The 22,166-nt window shown below is 45.1% G+C and carries 16 protein-coding genes; 11 read left to right on the top strand and 5 right to left on the bottom strand.

The genetic code is table 11. The features are described from left to right. The first annotated feature begins 19 nt into the window (after positions 1–19). From dcd to B092_RS0104410, 3 genes are all read left to right on the top strand, one after another. Positions 20–583: a dCTP deaminase gene (dcd, locus tag B092_RS0104420; protein ID WP_018574038.1), complete on the top strand. Its 564-nt coding sequence runs from the start codon at positions 20–22 to the stop codon at positions 581–583. A 105-nt stretch (positions 584–688) separates the two neighbouring features. Beyond that, entirely contained in the window at positions 689–2,959 is a 2,271-nt protein-coding gene (locus tag B092_RS0104415) for an arginine/lysine/ornithine decarboxylase (protein ID WP_018574037.1), read from the top strand. A gap of 3 nt (positions 2,960–2,962) precedes the next feature. Further along, positions 2,963–4,210 (top strand): BaiN/RdsA family NAD(P)/FAD-dependent oxidoreductase, encoded by a 1,248-nt coding sequence (locus tag B092_RS0104410; protein ID WP_018574036.1) that lies wholly within the window; start codon positions 2,963–2,965, stop codon positions 4,208–4,210. Positions 4,211–4,274: 64 nt separating this feature from the next. Here the strand turns inward: B092_RS0104410 and B092_RS0104405 are convergent, their stop codons facing one another. After that, positions 4,275–4,610, bottom strand: a complete 336-nt coding sequence (locus tag B092_RS0104405) for a GrlR family regulatory protein (RefSeq protein WP_018574035.1) — start codon at positions 4,608–4,610, stop codon at positions 4,275–4,277. A gap of 301 nt (positions 4,611–4,911) precedes the next feature. Between B092_RS0104405 and gcvT the strand changes: the two genes are divergently transcribed. The 5 genes from gcvT (at position 4,912) to B092_RS0104380 (ending at position 11,995) form a co-directional block, all read left to right on the top strand. Next, positions 4,912–5,997 carry a glycine cleavage system aminomethyltransferase GcvT gene (gene gcvT / locus B092_RS0104400; RefSeq protein ID WP_018574034.1) on the top strand — a complete coding sequence of 362 codons (1,086 nt, stop codon included), beginning with the start codon at positions 4,912–4,914 and terminating at the stop codon, positions 5,995–5,997. Positions 5,998–6,131: 134 nt separating this feature from the next. Continuing rightward, positions 6,132–6,506, top strand: coding sequence for a glycine cleavage system protein GcvH (gene gcvH, locus B092_RS0104395; RefSeq protein ID WP_018574033.1), 375 nt, complete (start codon positions 6,132–6,134; stop codon positions 6,504–6,506). Between the two features lie 180 nt (positions 6,507–6,686). Further along, on the top strand, positions 6,687–9,566 hold the full coding sequence (gcvP, locus tag B092_RS0104390; protein ID WP_018574032.1) for an aminomethyl-transferring glycine dehydrogenase: 2,880 nt from the start codon (positions 6,687–6,689) through the stop codon (positions 9,564–9,566). Between the two features lie 10 nt (positions 9,567–9,576). Next, complete coding sequence (locus B092_RS0104385; RefSeq protein ID WP_018574031.1) at positions 9,577–10,830, top strand: D-amino acid dehydrogenase; 1,254 nt, start codon at positions 9,577–9,579, stop codon at positions 10,828–10,830. Positions 10,831–10,927: 97 nt separating this feature from the next. Next, on the top strand, positions 10,928–11,995 hold the full coding sequence (locus tag B092_RS0104380; protein WP_018574030.1) for a YkvI family membrane protein: 1,068 nt from the start codon (positions 10,928–10,930) through the stop codon (positions 11,993–11,995). 86 nt (positions 11,996–12,081) lie between these two features. Here B092_RS0104380 and B092_RS0104375 read toward each other — a convergent pair whose 3' ends face one another. The 4 genes from B092_RS0104375 to B092_RS0104360 form a co-directional block, all read right to left on the bottom strand. Further along, entirely contained in the window at positions 12,082–12,591 is a 510-nt protein-coding gene (locus tag B092_RS0104375) for an Rrf2 family transcriptional regulator (protein ID WP_018574029.1), read from the bottom strand. A 26-nt stretch (positions 12,592–12,617) separates the two neighbouring features. Then, entirely contained in the window at positions 12,618–13,856 is a 1,239-nt protein-coding gene (locus B092_RS0104370) for an NnrS family protein (RefSeq protein WP_018574028.1), read from the bottom strand. A gap of 134 nt (positions 13,857–13,990) precedes the next feature. Continuing rightward, positions 13,991–14,956, bottom strand: a complete 966-nt coding sequence (locus B092_RS0104365; RefSeq protein ID WP_018574027.1) for a Nudix family hydrolase — start codon at positions 14,954–14,956, stop codon at positions 13,991–13,993. Positions 14,957–15,012: 56 nt separating this feature from the next. Then, positions 15,013–15,858 carry an ATP-binding protein gene (locus B092_RS0104360; protein WP_040608155.1) on the bottom strand — a complete coding sequence of 282 codons (846 nt, stop codon included), beginning with the start codon at positions 15,856–15,858 and terminating at the stop codon, positions 15,013–15,015. A 278-nt stretch (positions 15,859–16,136) separates the two neighbouring features. Here B092_RS0104360 and ispB point away from each other — a divergent pair, with 278 nt between their 5' ends. The 3 genes from ispB (at position 16,137) to ppc (ending at position 22,087) form a co-directional block, all read left to right on the top strand. Beyond that, a complete protein-coding gene (gene ispB / locus B092_RS0104350) occupies positions 16,137–17,117 on the top strand; it encodes an octaprenyl diphosphate synthase (protein WP_018574024.1) in 981 nt (326 codons plus the stop codon). Between the two features lie 20 nt (positions 17,118–17,137). Further along, positions 17,138–19,009 (top strand): dihydroxy-acid dehydratase, encoded by a 1,872-nt coding sequence (ilvD, locus tag B092_RS0104345; protein ID WP_018574023.1) that lies wholly within the window; start codon positions 17,138–17,140, stop codon positions 19,007–19,009. Between the two features lie 120 nt (positions 19,010–19,129). Further along, positions 19,130–22,087, top strand: a complete 2,958-nt coding sequence (gene ppc, locus B092_RS0104340; protein WP_018574022.1) for a phosphoenolpyruvate carboxylase — start codon at positions 19,130–19,132, stop codon at positions 22,085–22,087. Positions 22,088–22,166: the final 79 nt, after the last annotated feature.

Raw genomic sequence — 22,166 nt, 5'->3', positions numbered from 1 at the left:
TTGAGTTGAGTAGGAAGTCATGAGTATTAAAAATGATCGTTGGATCCGTGAAGCAGCCGCACAGGGGATGATTGAGCCCTATGAGCCGGGACAGGTGCGCCATGCCAATGGTGAGAGAATTGTCAGTTACGGTACGAGTAGTTATGGCTATGATGTGCGCTGCGCTCGCGAGTTTAAGATTTTTACTAATATTAACTCCAGCGTCGTTGATCCTAAGGCCTTTGATGAAGGTTCTTTTGTGGATTTCGAGGGTGATGTATGCATTATCCCGCCTAACTCCTTTGCATTAGCGCGTACTGTAGAGTATTTTCGTATTCCTCGTAGCGTCTTGACGATCTGTTTAGGCAAAAGTACTTATGCACGCTGCGGCATCATCGTCAACGTCACGCCTTTGGAGCCGGAGTGGGAAGGTCATGTGACATTGGAGTTCTCTAATACGACGCCTTTACCTGCTAAAATTTATGCCGGCGAGGGGTGTGCGCAAATGCTGTTTTTTGAAAGTGATGAAGTTTGCGAAGTCTCTTATAAAGATCGCCAAGGTAAGTATCAGGGTCAAACCGGGGTTACACTGCCTAAAACTTAGTTTTTCTACTTAATCAACGATTCTTATACTAATCGACGGCATTGGCTTTTAAATTCATGCCGTATGTTTCTTTTGGAATTAAGCTATACACCATAGGGGTTGCTAATGAAATTCCGTTTTCCTATCGTCATTATTGACGAAGATTTTCGTTCTGAAAGTGCTTCAGGTTTTGGTATCCGCGCCTTAGCTGCTGCGATAGAAAATGAAGGCATGGAGGTGTTACCTGTCACGAGCTACAACGATCTGACGTCGTTTGTACAGCAGCAGAGTCGGGCCAGTGCTTTTATTTTGTCGATCGATGATGAGGAGTTTGACTCAGATTTGCCTGAAGAGGTAGCGAGTGCGATCCGGCAACTCCGTGCCTTTATTGGTGAGTTGCGTTTTCGTAACGAGGAAATTCCTATTTATTTGCATGGCGAAACTCGTACGACTGAGCATATTCCCAATGATATTTTGCGTGAATTACATGGCTTTATCCATATGTTTGAGGATACGCCGGAGTTTGTGGCCCGTCATATTATTCATGAGGCAAAAAAATATCTTGATACCTTAGCGCCACCGTTTTTCCGAGAACTGGTTAATTATGCTCAAGATGGTTCTTATTCTTGGCACTGCCCGGGGCATTCAGGCGGTGTGGCCTTCTTAAAGAGCCCTGTGGGTCAAATGTTCCACCAGTTTTTTGGTGAGAATATGCTGCGCGCCGATGTGTGTAATGCGGTGGAAGAGCTGGGACAATTGCTGGACCATACGGGTCCCGTCGCAGAGTCAGAGCGTAATGCAGCGCGTATTTTTAAAGCAGATCACTGCTATTTTGTGACTAACGGCACCTCAACCTCTAACAAAATTGTTTGGCATGGCAATGTTGCGGATGGCGATATTGTGGTGGTTGACCGTAACTGTCATAAATCGATTTTGCATGCGATTACGATGACTGGAGCCATTCCGGTTTTCTTGCGTCCTACACGTAATCACCTTGGGATTATTGGTCCTATTCCTTTGTCTGAATTTGAGCCTGAACGGATTGCAGAAAAAATTGAAGCCAATCCTTTTGCCCGTGAAGCTTTGCGTAAAAAGCCACGAATCTTGACACTAACTCAAGGTACCTATGATGGTATTTTGTATAACGTGGAGATGATTAAAGAAAAGCTTGGCAATACGATTGATAATCTGCATTTTGATGAGGCTTGGCTGCCGCATGCGTCATTTCATGAGTTTTATCAAAATATGCATGCCATTGGCGAAAATCGTCCACGACCTCAAGAGCCGTTGATTTTTGCTACTCATTCTACTCATAAGCTGTTGGCGGGTCTTTCACAAGCCTCACAGATCGTGGTTCAGGAATCCGAAACACGCAAACTGGATCGCAATATTTTCAACGAAGCCTTTCTAATGCATACATCCACTTCTCCACAATATGCCATTATCGCTTCGTGTGATGTGGCTGCGCAGATGATGGAGCCTCCGGGTGGAACGGCGTTAGTAGAGGAAAGTATTAAAGAGTCTATGGACTTTCGTCGCGCCATGCGTAAGGTGGCTTCTGATTATGGTAAAGATGAGTGGTGGTTTAAAGTCTGGGGGCCTCCACGCTTAGTGCATGATGACATTGGTGAGCAAGACGATTGGTTATTAGAGCCTGATGCGGACTGGCATGGTTTTTCTAATATCAGCGATGGGTTTACCATGCTTGATCCAATTAAAGCGACTATCGTGACTCCGGGGCTAACCATTGATGGTGAGTTTGGTGAACAGGGTATCCCTGCCGGTTTAGTCAGTAAGTACTTGGCTGAGCATGGCATTGTGGTTGAGAAAACCGGTTTGTACAGCTTTTTTATTATGTTTACCATTGGTATCACCAAGGGGCGTTGGAATACCTTAGTCACTGCATTGCAGCAGTTTAAAGATGACTATGACCGTAACCATCCTTTATGGCGTTGCATGCCGGACTTTGTAAAGCAATACCCACGCTACGAGAAGATGGGCTTAAGAGATTTATGTCAGCTAGCACACGAAGCCTATCGCCGTCATGACTTAGCTCGTATTACGACTGAAGTCTACCTCAGCGAAATGGAAGCTGCTATGCGTCCTTCTGATGCCTTTAATAAAATGACGCGTCGCGAGATTGAGCGAGTAGATATTAAAGATTTAGAGGGTCGGATTACTGCTGTATTGCTGACACCGTATCCTCCGGGCATTCCATTGCTGATTCCGGGTGAGCGCTTTAACCGTACCATTGTTGAATATTTACAGTTTGCCTGTGAGTTTAACGCCTCTTTCCCGGGATTTGAGACCATCGTGCATGGCTTAAGTGTTGAGGAGCTGGAGGATGGCAGTTTGCGTTATTACGTTGACTGCTTGGCGAACGATGACGTTCTTTAATCAATGACACGGTTCAAAGCAAACCCAGCGACTCATAGTGATGTTATTGTGATCGGTGCAGGGGCGGCAGGGATGATGTGTGCCGCTCATGCCGCAGCTGCAGGCTTATCTGTGCAGTTGATCGATCATGCTGAGAAGTTGGGTGAAAAAATCCGCATTTCGGGTGGTGGTCGCTGTAACTTCACTAATATCGGCGCGACTTGGGAGAACTATGTCTCACAAAATCCACGCTTCGCGCGTTACGCTTTAACTCGTTATACACCGAGAGATTTCATCGATTTAGTCGAACGCTATCAAATACCTTGGCATGAAAAGCATAAAGGACAGCTTTTTTGTGACGATTCGGCTCAAGATATTATCGATCTGCTAAGAAATGAATGTGACAGCGCTGGGGTGCGTTGGCGCATGCCGTGCTCGGTGACGGAGGTTGAGCGGATAGCTGCTGTAGAGGATAGTCAAGCAGTGCGCTATCGCTTGGACACGTCGCTGGGTGTTCTGACCGCTAATAAATTGGTGGTTGCAACAGGCGGTATGGCGATCCCTGTTTTGGGAGCGACTGATTTTGGTTTACACCTTGCGCGACAGTTTGGCCTAAAGATTATTGAGCCGAGACCGGCGTTAGTGCCTTTGGTCTTTTCGACAGAGCAGTGGCAGAAGTATTCGCAGCTGTCGGGGGTGTCATTAGAGGTGAGTATTGCTAACGGGCCCGGTAAAAAAGCGCAACGCTTTATTGAGGATGTGCTGTTTACACACCGAGGCTTGTCCGGTCCCGGTATTTTACAAATTTCATCGTATTGGGATGGCAAATCACCTATTTATTTAAACCTCAATTATAAAGCGAATAGCGAGGCTTGGCTGCTTGAAGAAAAACGCACATCTAAGCAGCAATTAGTGACCATTTTAAGCAGCATTTGGCCTAAACGCTTTGCTCAGTTATGGCTCGAACAAGAGGGTTTAAAAAACGACATTAAAATAGCAGAAGTAGCTGATAAAAGCTTAAGGGAATTAGCCAATACTATTACAAATTGGTCCGTTACACCAAGCGGTACTGCCGGATACAAAAAGGCGGAAGCTATGAAGGGTGGGGTAGATACCAAGGGCTTAGAACAGAAAACAATGGAGGCTAAAGAAGTGCCGGGCCTTTATTTTATCGGTGAGGCCGTGGATATGACCGGTTGGCTTGGCGGTTATAATTTCCAGTGGGCTTGGTCAAGCGCGGTTGTTTGTGCTGAAGCGATGTCTGCATCCTGATCCTTAATACCTAAAGGCACTTCAGATTGAAGTGCCTTTAACTACGTAATTTAACTACTTGAAATTAATCACTAAAATCAATGGCAGACAGGCGCTTGCCAATCACTATCATCTCACGACCACTAGGACTGTAGCCAGTCACACGGAAGCCGTTGTCAGTCACTTGACCACTCAGGGATAACTCAAAATCCCGTTCGGTAAAATCAACAAAGCTATGATTGTCACTTGCAGTATAAGAGCGGAAACGTAAGTTAGCGACAACATCATCACCTGTTAATTCAATAGTACCTGAGTATAAGAATTCCGCATCGCCTCCACGGATACGATTATCTTCAATGACTGTAATACCGGTTTGGGCGACATTGCCTTCAACTAGGGTAGCGTAAAAACCATTATCCATCTTGATAGAACTCCTATAGTTACTATAAAAACCAATTAATCTCTTTTATTGAAAAGATTAAAGAAACTTAGTTAAGTGCCATTAAAAGGCTTTGAAAGACATAAATATATAGTTATAAACCCTTAAATCCCTCTTTTTTGAATTGAGAAGATGTCTCCTAAGCCTTAAGAATAGGCTATCTTAAAGATTGAGTCATAAAAACCCAAGCTGTTGTCAGAAAAAGCGAGTATCCTTGAAATAGCGATGTTTTTAATTTGGACTACTTAGAAAAATAAGAATTTAATTTTAAAAAAGGTGAAAAATGACAGATCAGCTAAAACAAACCCCTTTGTATCAGGCGCACCTTAAAGCCGGTGCAAAAATGGTCGATTTTAACGGTTGGTCTATGCCGATTAGCTACGGTTCTCAAATTGAAGAGCATCATACGGTACGACAGCATGCGGGTATGTTTGATGTCTCGCATATGCTCAATGTCGAGATTAAGGGAGCAGAGTCCTTAGCATTTTTACGCTATTTATTAGCCAATGATGTGAGCAAGATCAATGGTCGTCAGGGCAGGGCGCTTTATACTTGTATGCTCAACGAAGCAGGAGGAGTAATTGATGATTTAATTGTCTATTACTTGGGTAAAGATGCGTGGCGTCTTGTGGTCAATGCTGCTTGTGCTGAAACAGACGTACAGTGGATCCAAAAGCAGATACAGCAAACCAAGTTTGATGTGCAGTTGGATCCGCGTGCTGAGTTGGCGGTGTTGGCAGTGCAGGGCCCTGATGCACGAGAATTGCTTTGGCAGGCACGTCCGCAATGGCGCGAAGCCGCTGGTTTTACGCCATTTAATTCAGGTTTTGTCGAGCCTGAGGTGATGATCGCTCGTACCGGCTATACCGGCGAGGATGGTGTAGAGATTACTCTGCCAGCGAGCGAGGCTTTAGGCTTATGGCAGGACTTAGTTGCGGTAGGTGTTAAGCCTTGCGGACTTGGGGCGCGTGATACGCTTCGTTTAGAGGCAGGATTAAATTTATACGGTGCTGATATGGACGGTGGCACACAGCCTTCTCAGGCCGGTTTGGCATGGACTGTCAGCCTAAAAGATGAAGCTCGTGACTTCATTGGCCGTCTCGCAATGACGGACGCGCCACGCCATGATGCCTTTGTAGGCCTTAAATTAAATGGCCGAGGTGTGATGCGTGCAGCCATGCCGGTTCGTACGGCTGAAGGCGAGGGGGTGATAACCAGCGGCACCATGTCACCCTCATTGGGTGTTTCTATTGCCTTAGCTCGTTTGCCGACGGGCGTAGAGGTAGGAAGTACAGTGGAAGTAGAGATTCGAGGTAAGTGGTTGGCAGCGACAGTGGTTGATTTGCCTTTTCTTTCTTCATCTAAGTGATTGATTCATTTTACACAAAAGGGCTTTTAAAACTAAGTTCCTTTTGTTAAGAGATTTGATCTAAAATTGGCATGTCGTTTTCTATGAGCTTTTTAAAAAAGCCGGAAATACTCTAATTTTTGAAGGAGAGTTATATGTCTTTACCAAATGATAGAAAATACACGTCATCGCATGAGTGGATTAAAGCTGATGGCGATACGTATGTTGTGGGAATTACGGATAATGCCCAAGATCAATTAGGTGATTTAGTGTTTGTCGGTGAGGTTGAGGTTGGCAATAAAGTCGCTGCCGGCGACCAAGTGGCCGTTGTTGAGTCTGTCAAGGCTGCGTCTGATATCTATGCACCGGTCTCAGGTGAAATTATCGAGTTTAATGAGGCTTTGGATGCAGAGCCTAATTTGATCAATGACGATGCTCATACGCATTGGATTTTTAAAATGACGGTTGATAACCCGGAAGATATTGATGCGCTTTTAGACGCTGCTGATTATTTAGCAGAACAGGAATAAATAGACACATATACGTCTTATTGCGTCACGCTAAGCTTAGAAAGTACCGAAGTTCAAGTTGTTAACAATCAAACGATGACTGAGTTTTAAATCTTTCTAAGCTTTATATTTTTAAGCTCAGTTTCTGTGCAGAGTATCTAGCTTTTTTTATTTACTTCATTTGTTGTAGTGGTGGCTTTTATGTTACATAAGTTTCAAGATCTTTCACAGACATTCGTTCATCGGCATATTGGCCCAAGTGAAACAGAAGTAGCAAGGATGCTGGAAGTGATAGGGGTAGATAGTCTGGATGCCTTGGTAGCAGAGGTCGTCCCTGAGGATATTTTGCTTAAAGAGCCTCTGGCACTAGCTAAGTCACGATCTGAAGCTGATATGTTGGCAGAGCTTAAAGAAATTGCAGGACAAAATCAGGTATTTCGCAGCTATATCGGACAGGGCTATTATGGCACGGTGATGCCAAATGTCATTCTCCGTAATATCTTAGAAAACCCGGCTTGGTATACCGCCTACACACCGTATCAACCGGAAATTTCGCAGGGTCGTCTGGAAGCATTATTAAATTTCCAAACCATGGTTGCCGAGCTGACAGCTCTTGATGTTGCTAATGCCTCACTCTTAGATGAGGGTACAGCAGCAGCTGAGGCAATGACGTTGGCAAGACGCTGCTCCAAGTCCAAGAGCAATACGTTTTTTATGTCGATGTATTGCCATCCTCAGACTCAGGAAGTCGTATTGACCCGGGCTGAAGCATTAGGTTATGAGGTTGTCATTGCTGATGAGTTTGAGGGGATTCCTGATTGTTTTGGCGTTTTGCTCCAATATCCTCGCAGTGAAGGCGAGGTTGTTGACTACACTAAGGTGGCAGCCGAGGCGCATACGCATCAGGCCTTAGTGATTGCGGCGACGGATTTACTGTCGCTGGCACTGCTAAAGGCGCCGGGCGAATGGGGTGCCGATATCGCTGTAGGTAACAGTCAGCGCTTTGGTGTGCCGTTGTCTTATGGCGGACCTCACGCCGCTTTTATGGCGTGTAAAGAAGCGTATCGCCGTAATTTACCCGGCCGTTTAGTTGGCGTTTCTATTGATGCGAATGGCGATTATGCCTTACGCCTAGCGATGCAAACACGCGAACAGCATATCCGTCGTGAAAAAGCCACGTCTAATATTTGTACGGCACAAGCGTTACTTGCTATTTTGGCCAGTATGTATGCCGTCTACCATGGTCCTAGAGGTATCCGTGAAATAGCGGGCAGGGTATATGCCTTGACGGCTGTCTTACGAGAGGCGTTAGAGCAGATGGGCCTACATGTTAATAATAAAAGCTTTTTTGACACCCTAACCATTAAAAGCGAGCAGACCGAAAACATTCTAGCTGCTGTCTACGATCGAGGCATTAATTTCCGTGATGTGTCGGATGATGAGTTCGGCATTTCCTTAGATGAGACAGTCACTCTTGAGGATTTGCAGGATCTTATTGATATTATCGCTGAGGCCTTAAAGGTCAAGGGGCTAAGCATTAATCATCTCTTACAAACGGCCGATGTTCATGTGCCTGCTGCTTTTGCCAGGCAAAGCGCCTACCTGACTCATCCGGTTTTTTCCAGCATTCATTCCGAAACAGATATGTTGCGCTATATGCGCCGTTTGGCAGACAAAGATTTGGCCCTGGACCGTACGATGATTCCGCTCGGGTCTTGCACAATGAAGCTTAATGCGACCACTGAAATGATACCGATTACTTGGCCTGAGTTTGCCAATATTCATCCTTTTGCTCCTTTTGAGCAGGTGCAAGGTTATCAGGAAATTTTTGAGCGCCTGACAGAGCAATTGTGTGAGATTTCAGGCTATGATGCCGTCAGTCTGCAGCCTAACTCGGGCGCTCAGGGTGAATATGCCGGTTTATTGGCCATTCGCGCTTATCATCGAGCCCAAGGTCAAGAACAACGGGATGTCTGCTTAATACCTGCCTCAGCCCATGGCACGAACCCGGCGTCTGCAGTCCTTGCGGGGATGAAGGTAAAAATTGTTGCCGTTGACTACAATGGTAACGTTGACGTCATGGATTTGAAACAAAAAATTGCTGAAGTGGGCGATAATCTCTCTGCACTGATGATTACTTACCCTTCAACGCATGGCGTTTTTGAAGAGGCGGTCGTAGAGATATGTGATCTGGTGCATGAAGCCGGTGGTCAGGTGTATCTTGATGGGGCCAATATGAATGCCATGGTCGGTTTGGCAAAACCGGGGCATTTTGGTTCGGATGTTTCACACTTTAACCTGCATAAGACCTTTAGTATCCCTCATGGGGGTGGTGGTCCCGGTGTTGGACCCATTGGTGTGCGTTCACATTTGGCACCCTATTTGCCCGGCGTAGTCAGTGAGCGTGGTTTTATGATGGCTGAAGATGGAGAGGTCGGACCGGTTTCATCTGCGCCATTTGGTTCAGCGGGTATTTTGCCTATTTCTTTTATGTATATCAGCATGATGGGTGCTTATGGATTAACACGTGCAAGTAAGTTGGCGTTATTAAACGCTAATTACATAGCAAAGCGTCTCGCCTCTCACTATCCTCTGCTGTTTACCGGGCGCAATGGGCGTGTAGCTCACGAATGTATTATTGATATTCGTCCTCTCAAGGAGCGGTGCGGTATCGATGTTGAGGACGTCGCTAAGCGTTTAATTGATTTTGGTTTTCACCCGCCTACCATGAGTTTTCCGGTGCCGGGTACGCTGATGATTGAACCGACAGAGTCCGAGAGTTTAGGTGAATTAGATCGATTCATTGATGCGTTGATTCAAATTCGTAAAGAAATTACTGCGATAGAAGAGGGGCGTGCAGATCCTAAAGACAATGTTTTAACAAATGCGCCACATACCGCGGAGATGCTGGTAGCTGATGAGTGGTCTCATTCATATAAGCGTCAAGAAGCGGCTTATCCGAATTCGGTTAAGCCCGAAAATAAATATTGGTCACCCGTTGCTCGTGTTGACAATGCCTATGGTGACCGGAACTTAATTTGTACATGCTTGCCTATAGAGGCTTACGAAGAGAGAAATTAGGAGTAATTTAATGCGTGTTTTAGTGCTTGGTGGTGGAGTGATCGGAACGACCACTGCTTATTATTTAGCTCGTGAAGGGTTTGAGGTAACCGTGATTGAGCGCTTATCAGAGGTAGCTCATGAGGCCAGCTTTGCTAATGCCGGGCAAATCTCTCCGGGGTACTCAACCCCTTGGGCTGCACCGGGAGTGCCTTTAAAAGCGATTAAGTGGCTTTTATCGAAGCATGCCCCTTTAGCGATCGCACCCACCTTGGATATGAGTCAGTACCGCTTTATGTGGCAAATGCTGATGCACTGTAATAGCAGAGACTACGCGATCAATAAGGAGCGCTTAGTACGTATTTCAGAGTACAGCCGCGATGTATTAAATCGACTACGTGAAGAAATTGATATTAAGTTTGAGGATCGCCAAAAAGGCACCCTGCAGCTTTTCCGCACACAAAAGCAGTTGGATGCGGCCTCTAAAGACATTGATGTTTTAAAAGAAATGGGCGTACCTTATGAGCTATTAGATGCCAAGGGTGTTGCCGGTGCGGAGCCTGCATTAGCCAGGGTTTCCGGCAAAATTACCGGTGGTTTAAGATTGCCGGGCGATCAAACTGGAGATTGCCTGCTCTTTACTCAAAAATTAGCTGAAAAAGCAAAAGAGTTAGGTGTTGAGTTCCGCTTTAATCAGACGCTTGAGCGTTTTGAATATGAAGGTAATGATATCAAGGGTGTGATTATTGACGGTAAAAAAGAAACCGCCGATCAATATGTTGTTTGTCTGGGTGCCTTTACGCCTAAGTTCATTAAGCCATTAGGCTTAAATGCACCAATTTACCCGATGAAGGGCTTCTCTATTACCGTACCTATTACCAATCATGAGATGGCGCCGGTTTCAACCATATTGGATGAGACCTATAAGGTAGCGATTACACGTTTTGACGACCGTATTCGTCTGGGAGGGATGGCTGAGTTGCGTGGCTTTGACTATACTTTAAATCCAAAGCGTGAAGAAACCTTGCGTATGATTTGTGCGGATCTATTCCCTGAGGGTGGGGACTTAAGTGGTGATGTGTCTTTCTGGACGGGCCTAAGACCCAAAACGCCTGATTGCACGCCTGTTATCGGTAAAACGAAATATCCAAAGCTATTTATCAATGCAGGTCATGGTACGCTCGGTTGGACGATGGCATGCGGTGCCGCCCAGTTATCTGCGGATTTGATTGCTAATAAAACGCCTGAAATTAGCATTGATGGGTTAGATATCACTAGGTACTAGTAATTTAGTATATGATTTTGCCTTGGGTTTTTGCTTATAGCAAAAACCCAAGGCGTTTATTATTATAAATAAGTCACTTAATGTGGAAGGAAAAAATATGAGACAGAGTTTGTTAATTGCCATGGCGTATATGTCAGTGGTAGTTGGTGGGGGATTTGCATCAGGTAGAGAGGTTGTTGAGTTCTTTACCGGTTATGGTGTGTGGGGTATTGGCGGTTCGATCGTGTCAGCCTTTTTGTTCGCTTTTGTAGGGATGCAAATCGCTCAAATCAGTGCGAGGATGCAAGCTAAATCTCATAACCAAGTGCTATCGCGTTTATTTGGAACCACCGGTGGAGCCGTCATTGACGTTATTTTGAACTTCTTCCTTTACGGTGTCGGTGTGATTATGTTGGCCGGTGCCGGAGCCGCTTTCGGGCAGCAGTTTGGTTGGGCGCCAATCACAGGTTCAATTTTGATGACAGTGTTGGTTATCCTCACACTATGCTTAAATCTGAAAAGCATTATTTATTTAATTAGTGCTGTGATTCCATTCCTGCTGCTTATCATCATATCGATTATGGTGTATGCCGTCTTTAACGGTAATTTTGATGTTGCAAATCAAAATATGCATGCAGAGCAGTTCTCAGTGATTAACCTCTTGGGCTGGACCGTGCCTAGTTGGTTTATGAGTGGCGTACTTTATGCGTGTTTCAATGTTGGTGTAGGATTCCCTATGCTCGCGGTTCTTGGTGGTTTAAGCAAATCCGGCAAAGAAGCCGGCTTTGGTGGCGTGTTAGGCGGTTTAGGTTTAGGTGCCTTAATTATTTTCTTAAATATTGCCTTATACCTTAATATTGATAAATTACACGGTATTGATATTCCAACACTTTTATTAGCAAGTGAAATTCATCCTGCGTTGGCTTACCTAACGGTAGCGGCTGTTCTGGCTATGATTTATAGTACGGGGGTAGGTATGTTCTTTGCATTTGCATCACGTTGGGCTGAACCTAATACGAATAAATTCAGAGTAATCGCTGTTGTTACTACTATCATCGGTATTTGGTTGAGTGAGTACGGTTTCGGCAAGTTAGTGGGCTCTGTCTATCCGTTGATGGGTGTGCTTGGCGTAGTGATTGTCATTGCGATTTTTTGGTATTGGTTAAAAACACGTAAAGCTGCGTAGTGTCGTTTTAAACGTGGCTGATTAAAAATAAAGCGGTTGGTATGTGATTTCCAACCGCTTTATTTATTGGTGAGTATTGCTTGTGCTTACTCCGCAAAAAGCGCCTTTAACTCTGCTTTATTTTCTGTCATATCAGCGAGCGTGTATTTATCTAAAACACTTAAGAAGTGTTGTGTCGCCTCATAGAAAACATGCTTTAGCTTGCATACAGGACTGATTTTACAGAGCTCCATTTGTTTTTTTATCGAAAGTTTTTCTTCAGGGGTTTTTCCACTTGTTGGTAAAGCGATAATTCCCTCCTCGGTAATCGGAGTAAAGCAGTCCACAATGGAAAAATCAGCCTCAGTCTGGCGAATTACTATCCCGATATTGATTGTTTCCGGCTCTTTAGCCAAGCGAATACCACCGTTTCTACCACGCACACTTTCGATATAACCAAGGGTCGCAAGTTGATGAACGATTTTTGTTAAATGGTTTTTAGAAATATCGTAAACATCAGCGATGTCTTGGATATTCATCAGTTTTTCTTTATCCTCTTGTGTTGCCAGAAAAATTAAACAACGCAGAGCATAGTCACTATAAGTTGTTAGACGCATAATTATTATTCCTCTAAATGCTTTTTCTAGCCGAAAGCACCGTCTGCTCTTTCTCTAGATAAGATTGGCAGGTAACTGATGCAGAATAATACAAAACATAGTATCCATGAGGTCTGCGAGATCATTAACCACATGATGTAAGAGCTCATATCAAAGATTGGTAAAATTACTCTGGCAATAAAAGCAATAATAAGAAGGATATACATCCACACAACGGTTTTTGGCGGCTGATGAATGCTGCGGCCCGTATGACCTAAAGACACTCGGGTCATCATGGCGATTGTCATCATCGCAATACCGGATAGGGCTAAAGCGTGCACAGCAAGACTATGTGTGCCAATGCCCCAAGCTTGGAGAGCGTAGATAACAAAGCCGATACACATACCGAAGAATCCTAGGAAAAGAGACCAGAGTAGGGGCTTTTTCCAGATGGCATGATGGTACCAGCCGACTAATCGAATGAGATTAACGATTGCCGTGGCAAGGGCAGCCACGCTTAATAAAATAGGATTTGGTATAAATACATCAGAAATAAAGAAGATGACAAAGAAGCCTAAGCTCATGGCATCTAAGGCCTTTGAGTTTTTAACCGTTACTTCAGTCGTTTGACCCACGCTCAAGCCCTTTTGAGTAAAGAACGGTGTGACGCGGCGGCCGACGGTGAGTACCAGGGCGATGATTAAGTAAAAGCCCAGATAAATACCGATGCGATTTAAATTCATGTTTTGGCTCAAAATGCCGATATAGCAGAGGGCATTGGCTAGTGCGAGCAACAATATCTTGGAAACGATACCGATTTGGCGCTTTTGTTTGGCTTTTAATACGGCTCTCGTAATAATAGTGGCCATCCAAACCATAAAAATCATATCAGCGATAAAAGCGATAATGACTAAGGTTATTGTGACGCCTTGGCTTGGATTGAAGGCTGTTAGAGCCCAAATCAAACGCGCAATCCCCCAAAACGAAAAAATTGCTAACAAATGCTTACCATAAGGCATGGGAACACCGGTCCAAGTCTGTACAGCAGTTAGTAGAAAACCGGCAATAATGGCCATCGTATAGCCATAAAGCATTTCATGAGCATGCCAATAGAAGGGCTGGAAAACAACACCGCCCAGGCTGAGCTTGCCCATAAAAACGAAGATCCATAACGCCATGGTAATGATTGCAAAGATCGCTGCGCTTGCAAAAAATACTCTAAAACCTAAGTTCAAAATGGGATGTGGCGAATAGGGCTTCTTGCCAGGAGATTGAATCTGCAGCATATGTGATTACTCCGCGTATGTATTAAAGGTGTATATTAAATATACCTTTAAACGGTAAAACGGTCAAGTAATTCGCTAGGATAAGCGTAATTAAATTATAGCTTTTTTTGCCTGCAGAGACAGCGTACCATCGGCTAAAAGTTGCTTATCCCCGCAACGCCATGCGCATGGTGTTCACGTGCCACCTTCAGATCTGATGGCTTAAGTCCACCAATCGCATAGACAGGCCGTCCTGCTTCTTTTGCAAGCGCTTCAAAAGCCTCCCAGCCGAGGGCTTTTTCGCCCGGATGGCTGGCCGTATCATTGACATGTCCCAAGACAATAAAATCTGCGCTTAGTACCTGCGCATATAAGATATCTGCTAAATGGTGGGTCGAGACAGCTAGCAGCTTGTCTTCCGGAATTGGGCGTGTGTCCAGTTGTATTGCATCGGTCGAGCGTAAGTGTACGCCATCAGCTAATGACCACCATTGGCGAGGGTGTATGCTGTTAATTAACAGGCTAACGCCGCGCTGACGGCATAGGCTCAATAGCTCTTCAAAAAGATGTTTTAGCTCCTTAGAGGCAGGGCCTTTGGGCCAGTTTGGTTGGCGAAACTGCAGGAGCGTCGAACCGTTGGTAATCACACGGTCTACGTATGTGCTTAAAGCTGCGGCATCTGTGTCTGCGTTAAATTCAGGAGTAATTGCATAGCGTGGCGAGAGGCTTAACCACTTGAGCGGAGGGAGAGAGGCGGGTAATAGTTCACCCAATTCGCTCGCTTTTTCGGGATGGGTCCACGCTAAGTTTTGTTGCTCCATGCCTTTGGGTGTGCCTTCCCAGGCATTAACCAGGAAAAAAGCCAAACGCACCTTGGTCTTTGGGTACTCATAATCAAAAGTGACCCAGGGTGTTGCGGTAGTCACCAGAATATCAAGCTCTTCTTTGAGTTCTCGAAGTAAGGCTTCTTTTGCCGTTTCACCACTTTCAATTTTACCGCCGGGGAACTCCCACCAACCAGACCAAGACTTATCCACAGGTCTTTGAGCTAGAAGTATTTCACCTTCGGCATTGATAATTACACCGACGGCGACGTCTAAAAAGGGCTTTTGAATGGTCATAGAAGTTCCTGATGTCCTGGCTTTATTTATATTGTTAATATTAATTCTAACCTCAACTAACTTTTGAGGTGCCGGGCCGTCCAGTCGCGAGCAAAATGACGTGCGACACGACCTGAGCGAGAGCCTCTCTCAAGGGTCCATTGTAAGGCTTCAGTGCGACTTTCTGCGATATGCTCTTCAGGGCAGCCTAGATCTCTTAGCCAATAATCCACAATGGCTAAATACTGATCCTGACTAAATGGATAAAAAGACAGCCAAATACCAAAGCGTTCAGATAGTGAGATTTTTTCTTCTACTGCTTCGCCCGGATGAATTTCACCCTGAGGGCCTGTCGTGTGCTCAAGGTTCTCGGTATTGAATTCTGGCATGAGATGGCGACGATTGGAGGTGGCATAGATTAATAAGTTATCGCCACTGTCCGCAATAGAGCCGTCCAGGATGGATTTTAAGGCTTTGTAGCCCGACTCTCCATGCTCAAAGGAAAGATCATCACAGAAAACTACAAAGCGTTCCTCACGATCGCGCACTAATTCGACAATTTCGTGGAGATCGCCCAGATCAGACTTGTCTACTTCAATGAGTCGCAGACCATCGCCGGCAAACTGACCCAGCATGGCACGTACTAAAGAGCTCTTGCCGGTGCCACGGGTGCCTGTCATCAATACATTATTAGCCGGTTTGCCTTGGACAAACATACGCGTATTACGTTCTAAAATTTCTTTTTGCCGCTCAATATGCAGTAGATCGACAGGCTCAATTGCATCAGTTTTATGGATTGCTTCTAGCCAGGCAGTGTTGTCTTTGCGACGCCAACGATAGGCGATAGCACGCCAGTCAGTTGTCGGCGGCACTGGCGGTAACCAAGCTTGTAGTTGAAGCAGAACCTGATGTGCTGTTTGCATCACATCATCTAAGAAGGGAATGTTTTGTGGTTTATGGTCAATTTTTTTATGGATAGTCATAAATTTACAAAGCTCAGGGTTATAAACGTCTAAATCAAATAAATGACTACAAGATTAGCATTGATAAATTTTAAATTGGTTTTTTTACCCTATAATAGAATGATTTTAGATTGTTTTGAAAGAGTAGTGTTTGTCTTGCAAGTCTGGACTGATGACAGAAATCGTTTTTCTTTCAAAGCAATTTTTAACTGTTTAACTTTTAATTATCAGGAAGAGTCTTGAGCGCTACGCAGATTTTAAGCCCTATCACAAAAGATATGGAGGCCGTTGACTTCGTTATTCGATCATATTTAAATTCAGAAGTCGTTATGATTCGCACAGTCGGTGAGTACATTATTAGTTCCGGCGGTAAGCGCTTACGTCCGGCTTTAGTCGTGATGATGGCTAACGCACTTGGCTACCAGCAAGTTGAGCGTGAGTTTCAGGATCATCATGTACTGGCAGCGACTATTGAGTTTATTCATACCTCAACCTTACTGCACGATGACGTTGTTGATGAGTCTGATTTGCGTCGTGGCCGCGAAACTGCCAATGCTGTTTTTGGCAATGCTGCCAGTGTCTTAGTCGGTGATTATTTGTATTCTCGATCTTTTGAGATGATGGTGTCGGTTAATCGTATGGAGATCTTGCAGGTCTTGTCTCAAGCGACGACCGTAATTGCTGAGGGTGAGGTTCTGCAGTTGCTCAATGTCCATGATCCGGATGTATCTGTAGAACGCTATATGCAGGTGGTGCGTTACAAGACAGCCAAGCTGTTTGAGGCTTCTGCCGAAGTCGGTGCTATCATCTGTGATGTCACTCCCGAGCTAAGAGAGGCTGCAGCTGCCTATGGTCGTCACATGGGTACTGCCTTCCAATTGATTGATGATGTGTTAGATTATTCAGGTGATGCCGAAGCTTTGGGTAAAAATGTTGGTGATGACCTTCGTGAGGGTAAACCAACCTTACCTCTAATTCGTGTGATGAACCAGGGTACAGCGGAACAAGCTGAGTTAATCCGCAATGCGATCGAGACCGGTGATGCAGATTTTAAAGCGGTAGCTGAGGCAATTAAGTCGACTGATGCTTTACAGTACACCCGTCAAATCGCAGAAAAGGAATCCGAACTTGCTATCGATGCCTTAGAGGCTTTCCCTGACTCTATTTATAAACAGTCATTACTTCAATTAGCGCGTTTTGCTATTGAGCGTGATAACTAATTTTTAATAAGGATTTAAGCATGCCTGCTTATCGTTCTAAAACTTCTACGCATGGGCGTAATATGGCTGGAGCACGAGCCTTATGGCGTGCTACCGGTATTCAGGATAAAGATTTCGGCAAGCCGATTATTGCAGTTGTCAACTCATTCGTGGAGTTTGTGCCGGGGCACGTTCATTTAAAAGATTTGGGTCAAATGGTGGCTCGTGAGATTGAAGCTGCTGGCGGTATCGCCAAGGAGTTCAATACGATTGCCGTTGATGATGGTATCGCTATGGGTCATGACGGTATGTTGTATTCGTTGCCGTCACGCGAACTCATTGCCGATTCTGTGGAGTACATGATTAATGCACACTGTGTCGATGCGATGGTTTGTATTTCCAACTGTGACAAAATCACACCGGGTATGTTGATGGCCTCTTTGCGTCTCAACATCCCAACCGTGTTTGTTTCCGGTGGTCCAATGGAAGCCGGTGTGATGCCTTCTGAGACTAATAGCGGCGAAAAGGTTATTAAGCTTGACCTGGTAGACGCGATGATCAAGGCGGGTGATCCAACTGTTTCCGATGAGGAAACGGAGTTAATTGAGCAAAATGCCTGTCCTACCTGTGGTTCGTGTTCCGGTATGTTTACCGCTAACTCAATGAACTGTTTAAATGAGGCCTTGGGTCTTGCCCTGCCCGGCAACGGTACCATTGTGGCGACTCATGCTCAGCGCAAGGAGTTATTCCTCGAAGCGGGTCGCAAGGTGATGGAACTAACCAAGCGTTATTATGAAGGAGACGATGAGTCCGCTTTGCCTCGCGCCATTGCTACTAAAGCAGCCTTTGAAAATGCAATGACTTTAGATGTGGCCATGGGTGGTTCAACCAATACTGTATTGCATATTTTAGCGGCAGCCCAAGAAGCCGGGGTTGATTTCACCATGCAGGATATTGACCGAATTTCACGTCATACCCCATGTCTTTGTAAGGTAGCGCCGGCTACTGCCGAATACCACATCCAAGATGTGCACCGAGCAGGAGGCGTAGTTGGTATTTTGGCTGAATTAAATCGTGCCGGCTTATTAGACACTTCAGTTAATCATATCGCCGGTAAAGATTTGGCTGATGTATTAAATCGCTGGGATGTGATGTCTGATGGGCAAGCTGAAGGTACTGAGAAGTTTTATCGCTCTGCTATTGGCGGTGTGCGTACGACCAAGGCTTTTAGTCAGGATAAATACTACAAAGAATTAGATACTGATCGTGTCGATGGCTGTATCCGTGATAAGGAGCACGCCTATTCGCAAGATGGTGGTTTAGCAGTTCTATATGGTAATTTAGCACCTAATGGTTGTATCGTTAAAACGGCCGGTGTCGATGAGAGTATTTTAACCTTTACGGGTAAAGCTGTAATTTATGAAAGCCAAGATGCGGCCACTGAGGGTATCTTGGGTGATCAGGTCAAAGAAGGCGATGTTGTTATTATTCGCTATGAGGGGCCTAAGGGTGGTCCTGGTATGCAGGAGATGCTCTACCCGACTTCTTATCTTAAGTCGAAGGGCTTAGGTGCTAAAGCAGCGCTATTGACTGATGGTCGTTTCTCTGGCGGCTCCTCAGGTCTAGTCATTGGTCATGCTTCACCTGAAGCTGCTGAGGGCGGTAATATTGCCTTAGTTGAAGAGGGTGATAAGATTGAAATCGACATTCCAAATCGTCGTATCAATTTAGCGATTAGCGATGAGGAGTTGGCACAACGTCGTCAGCGTATGGAAGAGCGCGGTGCCGATGCCTGGAAGCCACTGAATCGAGATCGTTTTGTTTCACAGGCTTTACGTGCTTATGCTGCTTTGGCTACTTCAGCTGACCGCGGTGCAGTACGTGACGTGTCTCAGGTAGAGCGTAGAAAGTAATTTCTGACGTATGATCAATTCGTTGATCATGACTACTTAAAGAGCGATCACTAGTTTTAGTGTGTCGCTCTTTTTTATGTCAAAATAACAAAATCTATAAATATAAACAGGAGTGATAGGGTGCTTGCACAAAATGAAAGTCAGCGGCTAGAGGAGTCTAAGCAGTCCAGTGAGGTTCTATACCAAGAGCTACAGGATGATATTCGTTTTTTAGGACGACTATTAGGTTTTAGTATTAAGGAGTCTGAGGGTGAGTCCTTATTTGGTCAAATTGAACATTTACGTCGTACGGCAGTAACCATTCGTCGAGCAGCTGTCAATCAGGGTGAGGGCGCGGTTGATGTTGAGGAGGCGATGAGGTTGCTGATCGCTGAAATCGATCAAAAAAGTGATCAAGAGTTAAAGCTGTTAAGTCGTGCATTTAGTTATTTTATGCACCTAGCTAATATTGCTGAGGACAGATTACAGCGCCGTCTGGACCATTTGGATCATCAGTTTGAAACACCTAATATGCATGGCTTGAGCGGCACGATTGAGCGCCTCAACAAGGCCGGTGTGAGCAGTCAAACGATTTATGATTATTTGGATGAAGTAAATATTGTACCGGTGTTAACAGCACACCCGACTGAGGTGCAGCGTAAAAGTATTTTAGATAGACACCAAGTCATTTCTGATTCATTGCGTGAGTATCATTTAGTTAATGATCATCGTCAAAAAGCCGCGATTGCTGAGCGTATATTGGGACAGGTTCAGTTGCTTTGGTATACCCGGATGCTCCGCTTTGATACCTTGTCTGTTGAAGATGAAATTGATAATGCGCTGAATTTTTACGAATCAACTTTTTTACAAGTTATTCCTCAGCTCTACGCCAAGATGTACAAGTATTTATCCAAAGATACTGTGGTTGACAGCAATAAAATAGCCGGGTTTTTAACCATGGGTTCCTGGATTGGCGGCGATCGTGACGGTAACCCCTTTGTTAATGCTAGCACCTTAAAAACTGCTATTTATAGACAGGCAGCGACCATTTTTAATCATTATTTGCGCGAAGTTCATGCCCTTGGCACAGAGCTATCCTTAAGTGATGCTTTTGCCCCGGCATCACAGGAGTTGCGTAAACTTGCCGATCTCAGCCATGACCGCTCACGGCATCGTGAAGATGAGCCCTACCGTCGTGCAATGATTGGCATCTATGCTCGCTTGGCAGCAACGGCCAAGAGCTTGACTGGTGGTCAAGTTGATTTGCCACAGGCCGAATTTGGTCGTGTCTATGATGATGTGGATGCTTTCTTGGTTGACCTCAACGTGGTGGCAGCTTCTCTGAATACCTATCATGCAGCAAGAGTGATTGATTTACGTCTGCAAAATCTGATTTATGCAGTGAATATCTTTGGTTTTCATTTGGCTACAATCGATTTGCGTCAGAGCTCGGATGTACACGAACGTGTTTTAGAAGAGGTCTTTTTACGTGCAGGTGTGCAGTTTAAGGGTCAAAAGCTCATTTACAGTCAATTGAGTGAAGAAGACAAGGTTGAGTTATTGCTTAAAGAGTTAGCTGAAATACGACCTTTAGTAACGCCTTGGCAGGAGTATAGTGAAGAGGCTACACGCGAATTAGAAATTCTAACAACTGCTGCCGCTATCCGTCAGCAATACGGACATCGAGCGATTACGCAAAGTATTGTTTCTCATACTGAAACCCTCAGTGATATGTTGGAGCTCTTGCTCTTGCAACAAGAGACTGGTTTGATTGCTATTGAATGTGATGAAACGGGCGAGATAAAGCCCTTTAAGGCGAATGATGGTCTCATCGTAGTGCCTTTATTTGAGACTATTCCTGACTTGGAGGCCGGTGCTCAAATTATGGACCAGTGGCTATCGATTCCATGGGTCAAACAGAGGATCATGGAATCTCAAGGCGGTTTGCAAGAGGTCATGCTCGGTTATTCCGATAGTAATAAAGACGGTGGTTATCTGACCTCTAATTGGTCTTTATATGAAACTGAGTTGGCTCTGGTCGAGGTCTTTAAAAAACATGGCGTGGCGATGCGCTTATTCCATGGCCGAGGTGGTTCGGTGGGTCGCGGTGGTGGCCCAACTTATGATGCGATTTTGGCTCAACCGGCAGGTACAGTCCAAGGCAAGATCCGTTTGACGGAGCAAGGCGAGGTGATTCAGTTTAAGTACAAAACACCGCAGACAGGTTTGTGGAATTTGGAGCAGATCGTAACCGCTACCTTAGAGGCGAGCTTATTGGAGCAAAGTTCCGCACAAACAGGCGAGGAGACCTGCGCTTTAGATGCTAAAGCGTGCGGTGAGCTTGGTTATCATGCCGTGATGCAGTCGATGTCTGCACGCTCGGAGCAGGCTTATCGTGAGTTAGTTTATGGCACTGAGGGTTTTGCGAACTACTTTGTAGAAAGTACCACCGTGCGCCATATCGCTGAACTAAATATCGGTTCACGACCAGCTTCTCGTAAGGCAGGGCAGCGAATCGAAGATCTCAGAGCGATTCCTTGGACTTTTTCTTGGGCTCAATGCCGTTTGATGATTCCGGGTTGGTATGGCATGGGTACAGCACTTCAAGATTTTATTGAAGAGGGTGCAGTGAGTGCCGAAGGTCGTGACTTCAGCACCTTGAATCGCGAGGAGCGTTTAGGTGTGCTTCGGACGATGGCTGAGGAGTGGCCTTTCTTTAATACGCTTTTGTCTAATATGGAAATGGTTTTGGCCAAGACCGATATGGGTATTGGTCGACATTACAGCACCTTAGTGCAGGACGAAGCATTACGCGATACAGTATTTACCAAGATTGAAAATGAGTTTGCTTTGACGTTGAGGTATTTTAAAGAGATCGTTCAGCATGATTTATTGGCTGACAATACTAACCTTAAAAATGCTTTGCAAGAACGATTTTTGTATGTCGATCCGCTGAACTACTTGCAGGTTAAATTACTGCATCGTTTGCGGGAGGTTGAGGGCGATGCCATGGATCGTAGTAGCGAACGAGGTAGTGTGGCACGATCGATTCTGATGACGATTAATGGTATTGCGACGGGTTTAAGAAATACCGGTTGATTTGTTGCTTGTAGCTTAGGATGAAGATAGAGTCGGAGAGTTGTAGATTTTCCGACTCTATTTTTATTCAAGGGTAATT

Origin of the sequence: Oligella ureolytica DSM 18253, assembly GCF_000373745.1 — a bacterium.
Classification (GTDB): Bacteria; Pseudomonadota; Gammaproteobacteria; order Burkholderiales; family Burkholderiaceae_B; genus Oligella; species Oligella ureolytica.
This window is presented reverse-complemented; position numbering and strand designations above follow the sequence as displayed.

Bases quoted from the DNA above. Each gene is read 5' to 3' on its own strand.
- B092_RS0104365 (WP_018574027.1), bottom strand. From the start codon at position 14,956: ATGACCATTCAAAAGCCCTTTTTAGACGTCGCCGTCGGTGTAATTATC.
- dcd (WP_018574038.1), top strand. From the start codon at position 20: ATGAGTATTAAAAATGATCGTTGGATCCGTGAAGCAGCCGCACAGGGG.
- B092_RS0104415 (WP_018574037.1), top strand. From the start codon at position 689: ATGAAATTCCGTTTTCCTATCGTCATTATTGACGAAGATTTTCGTTCT.
- gcvH (WP_018574033.1), top strand. From the start codon at position 6,132: ATGTCTTTACCAAATGATAGAAAATACACGTCATCGCATGAGTGGATT.
- B092_RS0104410 (WP_018574036.1), top strand. From the start codon at position 2,963: ATGACACGGTTCAAAGCAAACCCAGCGACTCATAGTGATGTTATTGTG.
- gcvT (WP_018574034.1), top strand. From the start codon at position 4,912: ATGACAGATCAGCTAAAACAAACCCCTTTGTATCAGGCGCACCTTAAA.
- B092_RS0104405 (WP_018574035.1), bottom strand. From the start codon at position 4,610: ATGGATAATGGTTTTTACGCTACCCTAGTTGAAGGCAATGTCGCCCAA.
- B092_RS0104375 (WP_018574029.1), bottom strand. From the start codon at position 12,591: ATGCGTCTAACAACTTATAGTGACTATGCTCTGCGTTGTTTAATTTTT.
- gcvP (WP_018574032.1), top strand. From the start codon at position 6,687: ATGTTACATAAGTTTCAAGATCTTTCACAGACATTCGTTCATCGGCAT.
- B092_RS0104370 (WP_018574028.1), bottom strand. From the start codon at position 13,856: ATGCTGCAGATTCAATCTCCTGGCAAGAAGCCCTATTCGCCACATCCC.
- B092_RS0104385 (WP_018574031.1), top strand. From the start codon at position 9,577: ATGCGTGTTTTAGTGCTTGGTGGTGGAGTGATCGGAACGACCACTGCT.
- B092_RS0104360 (WP_040608155.1), bottom strand. From the start codon at position 15,858: ATGCAAACAGCACATCAGGTTCTGCTTCAACTACAAGCTTGGTTACCG.
- B092_RS0104380 (WP_018574030.1), top strand. From the start codon at position 10,928: ATGAGACAGAGTTTGTTAATTGCCATGGCGTATATGTCAGTGGTAGTT.
- ilvD (WP_018574023.1), top strand. From the start codon at position 17,138: ATGCCTGCTTATCGTTCTAAAACTTCTACGCATGGGCGTAATATGGCT.